The organism is Candidatus Babeliales bacterium (genome assembly GCA_035288105.1).
Taxonomy (GTDB): Bacteria; Babelota; Babeliae; order Babelales; family Vermiphilaceae; genus SOIL31.
Genome location: DATEAY010000065.1, coordinates 1 through 3,236, shown reverse-complemented (window position 1 = coordinate 3,236; position 3,236 = coordinate 1). Strand labels below are relative to the sequence as shown.

Genomic DNA, 3,236 nt, shown 5'->3' with positions numbered 1-3,236 from the left:
TGTTATGCAACAATTTGATATAGAACTACCTAAACAAGCCGATAGTTCATCACGCAAAAATCGTATGCGTAAACCGAACGCTACAAAGAAAAAAGCAAAAAAAGCACATACCTATCTTGAAATGGAGTACGAACAACTTGTTGCCGCAAAAAACATACAAAAAGAAAAAGGTAATATCTCTGCCACAATAAAATACCTTGAACAACTTTTAAAAATGTGCACCGATATTACTCTACTAGCCGACCACCTTTTAGAACTTGCTGATGTTTTTTTTATCGATAGTCAATTTCAAAAATCCGCACTGATATATAACCAATACTGCGCACTTTATCCTGGTAGCGAAAAACAAGAATATGCGCTGTATCGATCCACAGTAAGTTCATTTGCATGCGTACTTCCAATTGATCGTGATCAAACAAGAACAGAAGAAACACTCGCTTTAACAGAACTATTTTTAAAACAAGATCATTTTAAGCTTTATAAAAAAGAAGTTCTGCAAGTACAAACACAGTGCTATGAACAATTGGCTGCAAGCGAATGTAATATATGCACCTTTTATTTAAATAAAGGCAGTTTAAAAGCCGCTGAAAAACGTCTTGCTAAAATACGATCCTCTTGGCTACCTAAATTACCAACACTCGAACCAGAAATTATTGCTCTGGAAGCACAGATTGCTGAAAAAAAAGAAATGGCAGAATTGTTAAACATCCAAAATATTGAGCTAGCCCAAAAAAAAATTGAAAAAAATAAAGAACTTGCTCATAACAAAAAAACTAAACACATGGCAGAACGGTTTTAACATGGGTTCGTATCCTTCGACAAGCTCAGGACGAACGGGATTGGAACAATCTCGCGCGGTACTGAGCGCAGCGTTTACTGCTGAGCCTGACGAAGCATCAGGACGAACGGGATGAGAAAATCGAATTTCGTGAAGTACTGAGCGCAGTTTTTACTACTGGACGAAGTACCAGCACGAACAGTGAAAAAATAATCGGGTTAATTTTAGATTCCGTTCATCCTGAGCCTGTCGAAGGAAACGAACTCCAAAATTCATAATTTTGGCAAAAAATAAGGATTTCATGAACTATCGCATAACAAAAGGTAAAGAAGGTGAGCTCCTTGTTGCGCAACACCTTCAAAAAGAAGGTTACACAGTTATCACCCACAATTATCGCAAACGTTTTGGAGAAATTGATCTTATTGTACAAAAAGATGACACCATTGCATTTGTTGAAGTTAAATGGCGACACAATCCCCTTGTTGATCCAGCAGAACTCATCGGTCCATCAAAACAAAAAAAGATTATCGCTATTGCTAAAGAATTTTTATCAAAGCATACTAATTTGGACGTTGTGTGCCGCTTTGATGTGGCACTAATAGAAGAAAATAATAACTCCATAAACTTGCTGTATATACCAAATGCATTTACAACTTTCGACTGAATTTATTAAACGTCTTATTACCGGTATTGCCTTAGGAATAGGATTCTGGGGAATATATTTTTACTTGCCGCCTTTATTCTTTTCTCTTATTTTAGCACTTATTTTATTGCTTATTATTGTATGTGAATGGACTCGATTTTTCCCCGTAAATACCGCCATTTTCTGGCTTTTGCTCCCTCCCTACCTTATTTTACCGTTTACTTTATTAATCAAGCTCAATCACAGCCCTCTCTACCATGAACTGCTTTTAATACTTTTTATCCTAGTTTTCAGCTTTGATACGGGAAGTTACATTACCGGAACTCTGCTTGGAAAACACCATATTTGTCGATCAATCAGTCCCAAAAAGACATGGGAAGGCATGCTGGGCGGATATATATTTGCCTGCCTTGGATTCATCCTCATTATTTTTGAACGTGGATACAACACTCCCTGGTGGCTCATTGGTATTTTTACCCTCATAGTCTGCATTTTGTCGCTACTGGGCGATCTTTTTGAATCATGGCTCAAACGCCGCGCACATCTGAAAGATTCTGGAAATCTTCTGCCAGGACATGGTGGATTTTTGGATAGATTCGACGGAATTCTCTTTGCCGTATTCTTTTTCTATTTCTGCAAAGATTACCTCATTACCCTTCTGATAAAAAATTGATGAATAGATCGATCCAATCGCATAAAGCAACAATGTAATTTATCCGATTTTCAAATTCTTTTTATCGTTTAAAAAAAATATTTGTCGCTTTATTGACAATTTGAACTCGTTTACTTTATCCTGAGATTAGTGAGTCTAATAGGGTCTAGGCTACGTACATGCAACCTAGCGTATTAAACTTAAAAAAAGAAAAGTGTATAATAGTTCAAAAAAGGAGTTTTTCTATGAAGAAAATAGTAAGTACAACGCTTGCGGCAATTGCATTGTCAGTTGCAATGGTAAGCACAGTCGATGCTCGAGTTGAGGGAAAAACAACAGCAAAAAAAAGCATGACACGCGATATGAACGCAGTTACTAAAGATTTGGTAGATCCTCAAACACCAAACGATGCCAAAAAAGGTGCTGCTGCTGAATTACTAGCAATACTCAATGAAAATCCTAATGAATTGGAATTAGCACAGCTTTATATTCAACGCAAACAAAAAATGAATGAAATAATGGCTAAAAAAGATGAAATAGCTGCTATGAAGGTTGGCTGGTTTGATTTTGGTAACGTTGAATACAAAAAAGCTAAAGATGAACTCGGAATACTTAGCACTGAATTAAAAGAAATTAGCAGCAAAATAAGCGCCCAAGAAAAAGTTGTAGGTCGCGAAACAAGTAACGCTGTAAGATATGCTGTTGGCGGTTTAGTAGTTGCTATGGGGATTGTAGCAGTGGACTATGCTACTGGTAGCAATGTTCGTACATTCATTGAAAGTCAAGCTGGTAAAGCATGGGCAGCAACTGAGCCAGCCAGACAAAAAGTAAGAGCACTTGGTGCGAGAGTTAGCGCAAAAGCTGGTGAAACATATAGAAGATATGCTCCTGCACGTTTAGGCGGTACACCTACAGTTGTTGAACAAGACTATGACTTAACTGTTCAACCAAACTAAATACTTTAGACAATACAAATAAGGGTGGCATTTAATCATGCCGCCCTTTTCTATTATCCATCCCTCTATCCTCACTCTTTCTCTTTTCACAACACAGACCATCAGTATAATTCCATTCTCCTTTTACTTATTCATCCAATTTATTGACAAACTGAAATCAATTTGTTTATCATGAAAATAGTACAATAACATTTGTTGTGCATACAT

Annotated in this window: 4 protein-coding genes; all 4 read left to right on the top strand. The window is 36.9% G+C overall.

What is annotated here, in order from left to right; all coding sequences use genetic code 11:
- A partial coding sequence (gene bamD / locus VJJ26_03515; GenBank protein HLC07230.1) for an outer membrane protein assembly factor BamD occupies nt 1-799 on the top strand: 799 nt, incomplete at its 5' end.
- A 259-nt stretch (nt 800-1,058) separates the two neighbouring features.
- Complete coding sequence (locus VJJ26_03510) at nt 1,059-1,442, top strand: YraN family protein (protein HLC07229.1); 384 nt, start codon at nt 1,059-1,061, stop codon at nt 1,440-1,442.
- Nucleotides 1,420-2,094, top strand: coding sequence for a phosphatidate cytidylyltransferase (locus VJJ26_03505; GenBank protein HLC07228.1), 675 nt, complete (start codon nt 1,420-1,422; stop codon nt 2,092-2,094). Before VJJ26_03510 ends, VJJ26_03505 begins: the two co-directional genes overlap by 23 nt.
- A gap of 224 nt (nt 2,095-2,318) precedes the next feature.
- Entirely contained in the window at nt 2,319-3,029 is a 711-nt protein-coding gene (locus VJJ26_03500) for a hypothetical protein (protein HLC07227.1), read from the top strand.
- The last annotated feature ends 207 nt before the right edge of the window (nt 3,030-3,236 follow it).

What these genes read in the sequence shown, in the direction of transcription:
- VJJ26_03500 (HLC07227.1), top strand. Translation starts at nt 2,319, where the DNA reads ATGAAGAAAATAGTAAGTACAACGCTTGCGGCAATTGCATTGTCAGTT.
- VJJ26_03505 (HLC07228.1), top strand. Translation starts at nt 1,420, where the DNA reads ATGCATTTACAACTTTCGACTGAATTTATTAAACGTCTTATTACCGGT.